Origin of the sequence: Rhodovulum sp. (assembly GCF_011048875.1) — a bacterium.
Taxonomy (GTDB): domain Bacteria; phylum Pseudomonadota; class Alphaproteobacteria; order Rhodobacterales; family Rhodobacteraceae; genus Rhodovulum; species Rhodovulum tesquicola.
The window spans coordinates 1-3,502 of record NZ_DSDD01000066.1 but is presented as its reverse complement, the minus strand read 5'-3'; the positions used below and the strand labels follow the sequence as shown (position 1 = coordinate 3,502).

General features: G+C 71.7%; 3 protein-coding genes. 1 reads left to right on the top strand and 2 read right to left on the bottom strand.

The features are described 5' to 3' along the window. Positions 1-397: ABC transporter permease (locus ENN83_RS02260; protein ID WP_414707608.1), on the top strand; the 397-nt coding region annotated here is incomplete at its 5' end. Positions 398-406: 9 nt separating this feature from the next. Here the strand turns inward: ENN83_RS02260 and ENN83_RS02255 are convergent. After that, positions 407-676, bottom strand: a complete 270-nt coding sequence (locus tag ENN83_RS02255; protein ID WP_287183582.1) for a hypothetical protein — start codon at positions 674-676, stop codon at positions 407-409. A gap of 29 nt (positions 677-705) precedes the next feature. Next, positions 706-3,502, bottom strand: a 2,797-nt coding sequence (locus tag ENN83_RS02250; RefSeq protein ID WP_287183579.1) for a transglycosylase domain-containing protein, incomplete at its 5' end; no start/stop codon positions are given.

Sequence of the window (3,502 nt, the reverse complement as noted above, 5' to 3'; positions counted from 1 at the left end):
GCCGATCACGATTTACGATCCGGTCGGCGCAATGGCCATGGTGCTGCTGTCCTGGTTCTCGGGGCTGGCGATCGGGATGGTCTTCCTGGCGGCGAAGCCCTGGGCGCCGGGCGTCGTCGGGCTGGCCTCGACGATCTTCCAGCGGCTGAACATGGTCGCGTCGGGCAAGATGTTCGTGGCCAACATGCTGCCCGGCTACATGCTGGCGCTGTTCGACTGGAACCCGCTGTTCCACTGCATCGACCAGGCGCGCGGTTTCACCTTCATCAACTACAGCGCGCATTTCACCTCGATCAGCTATCCGTTCTTCGTCAGCCTTGCGCTGATCATGCTGGGGCTGATGGCGGAGTTCTATACGCGAAAATTCGCCTCGGCGAGCTGGTACGCCCGCCGCTGAAGGCGCAGCTCAGGGCGCCGGACGGATGCCGGCACGCGCGCTCTGACCGGTGGCGTCGATCACCGACAGGGTTGCAAAGCCCGGACCCGGGGCGGGCAGCTGGATTTCGCGCAGCCGCAGGCCGGTCGCGACCGGGACACCGTCGACAAGCAGGATGAAGGGCGGCGTGCCGCCTTCCAGCCGGATGAGCAGCAGATCCAGCCCCGCGGCCAGCGTGGCCCCGTCGGAGGAGAAGGCAAGGCGTGGTCCGGCGCCCTGTGCGGTGCCAAAGCGGCGCAGCGGCTGGGGCAGGTCGGCATTGTCCGCGATCAGCGTGCCCGGCGGCGGGGGCGGCAGCGGATCGGGGGGGTCAGCCGCGCGAAAGCCTCGAACAGCAGCGGCGCGGCACTATCGGCGCCAAAGGAGCCGGGAAACGGCGTGCGATCCGGTCGACCCATCCACACCGCAATCACATGCGCCCCGTCGAACCCCACCGCCCAGGCATCGCGATGGCCGAAGGAGGTGCCGGTCTTGAAGGCGATCCGCCCCTGGGCCGCGGCGGGCGGCGCAGGCGTGCCGTGCAGGATGTCGGCCACCTGCCAGGCGGCCTCCTTCGTCAGGACCGGGGGGCCGGGGATGGCTGCGCCCGCGCCGGTCTGGCAGTGCAGCCCGACCGCGCGCCCGCCATTCGCAATCGCGGCATAGAGCCGCGCAAGGTCTTCGAGTGTCACGCCCAGCCCGCCCAGCGCCACGGCAAGGCCCGCCACCCCGCCGGGGATCGCGGGCGCGATCCCGGCACGTTCAAGCCCCGCGACCAGCCGCGCGGGTCCCAGCCCCTCGGCGAAGGCAAGGCCGTAGACCAGCGGTTTCAGCGTCGAGCCGGGCGAGCGGGGCGCGATGGTCACGTCCACATAGCCCGCCCGCGCGCTGTCGGTGAAATCGGGGCTGCCGAGATGGACGAGGATCTCGCCCGTGCGGTGATCGGCGACGATCAGCGCGGCCGAAACCGCGGGGCCGAGCGGGGCCACAATGCGGCGCAAGAGCGCCTCCAGCCGGGCCTGCAACCCCGCCTCCAGCGTCAGCCGGTGCAGCGCCGCGCCCGGATCGGCGGCGCGGGCCCTGTCGGCAAGATGCGGGGCCAGTGCCGGGAAGGGGTGGCGGGTCGTCGGGACAGGGGCGTGGATGGCAACCGCCAGCTCCTCGGCGCCCAGCAGGCCCGCCTGTGCCATGCGCGCCAGCACCCTGTCGCGCCCGGCGCGCGCGGCGGCTGGATCGCGGTCGGGCCTGCGGGCCTCGGGCGCCCGGGGCAGCGCGACCAGCAGCGCGGCCTCGGCCGGTGTCAGCCGCCGGGGCGGCTTGCCGAACCAGGCCAGGCTGTCCGCCCGCAGCCCTTCGAGATTTCCGTCGACGGGCGCGCGGTTCAGGTAAAGCGTCAGGATCTCGTCCTTGCCCAGCCGCCGCTCCAGCGCAAGCGCGACCCGCATCTGCCGCAGCTTGCCGCCCCAATGCCCGGTTCCGCTGTCCTCCAGCAACCGCGCCACCTGCATCGTCAGCGTCGAGCCACCCGAGACGACGCGGCCATGGCGGACCGCCTGCCCCGCCGCGCGCAGCAACGCCAGCGGGTCGATGTCCGGATGGCGGTAGAACCGCCGATCCTCGCGCGCGATCAGCATGGCCAGATAGCCCGGGTCCACCGCATCCAGGCTGGTCGCCAGCCGCCAGCGCATCGGTCCCGGTGTAGGCGCGCAGAAGAACCCCGGTGCTGTCCAGCACTTCGGCCGAGCTTTCGGCCCCCAGCACCGGCAGATCGGTTGCCGCAATCCAGCGATCCGCCGCATCCCGCGCCGCCGCGCTGATGAGCAGCACAGCGAGCAGGACCAGCGGCAGGCGCCCCATTCGCTGACCGTGGCGCGGCCTGCATCGGTCCAGGCGCGGCGGTCGGGGCGATACATGTCCTCGACGCTGGCGGCGGGGTGGCGATAGCTGCCCGGTGCGGTCGCGCGCAGGATACAGGCCAGCCGGATCGGGGCACCGGAACGCAGGTCGACCGCGGCCAGGAACCGGTCCTGCCGGAACTCGGCATGGGTCGCCTCGACGGTCGGCTCCAGCCAGTCCAGCGCGCGGACATCGCCCGCCCGCAGCAGGTTCGGATTGTCGATCTCGAACCCCGCGGGCAGCGGGTCGGCGATCATCAGTCGCGCCTTGGTCAGGGCGAAGGGCGTGACCTCGATCACCGTGACCAGCCGGGTTCCGGCGGGCACCGCATCCAGCGTCGCGGGCGCGCCATCAGGCGTGTAGTGGCGGCGGGTGATGGCGAATCCGTTGCCGTCGGCGGATTCGGGCGTGTCCGGCACGCCGAACGCGGTCAGCGTCAGGACCTCATCCGCGCCGCTGCCGTTTCCGATCACCGCCGGGGCGTCGCCGTCGCGCAAGAGCAACAACGGCCCGTCAAGCTGCGCACCATTCAGGGTGAAGCCCCCCGCCCCCGGCCGGTCGATCAGCGCATGGGCGGCCAGCAGCATCCAGGCTGCCTCTTGCGTGGACCGCGCGCGGCCCGGCACGGCGCCGTAACCGGCCAGCATTGTGCGGTTGACCGCCGCGCTGCCCGCCTCTGCCGCCAGCGCAAGAAGCCCGGCGGCATCGCGCAGATCGGTGCCGTAATCGGCGCGCCAGAGCGGTGGTTCCTCGGCCCCAATGCGCACCCCCATCCGGCCCGCGGCATGGGTGAACATCGCCTCGGCCCGCGCCGAATCGCCATAGGCGGCAAGCGCAGCGCCCAGTTGCCCGGCGGCCGGCGGGGTTGCAAAGGCGCGGCCCTTGACATCGGCGTAATAGCGCAGGTCCGCCATGGCCGCCGATCCCTCGCGCGCCAGCACCATCAGCGCATAGGTGATATCCTCGCCGCCCTCGTCGAAATCGGGGGCATAGGCGATGCGGTTGCGCAGATTGTCCAGCGCCGCGCGGAAGGCATGGGTGAGAACAGCAAAACCATTTGCGCGCGCCCGGCTGAGGAAATCGGTGACATAGGCATCCAGCCAGAAATCCCCCGCGTCCGGCCGCCAGAGCCCGAAACTGCCATTCGGCGCCTGATTGGCCAGCACCGCGGCGATGGCCTGGTCCACGCGG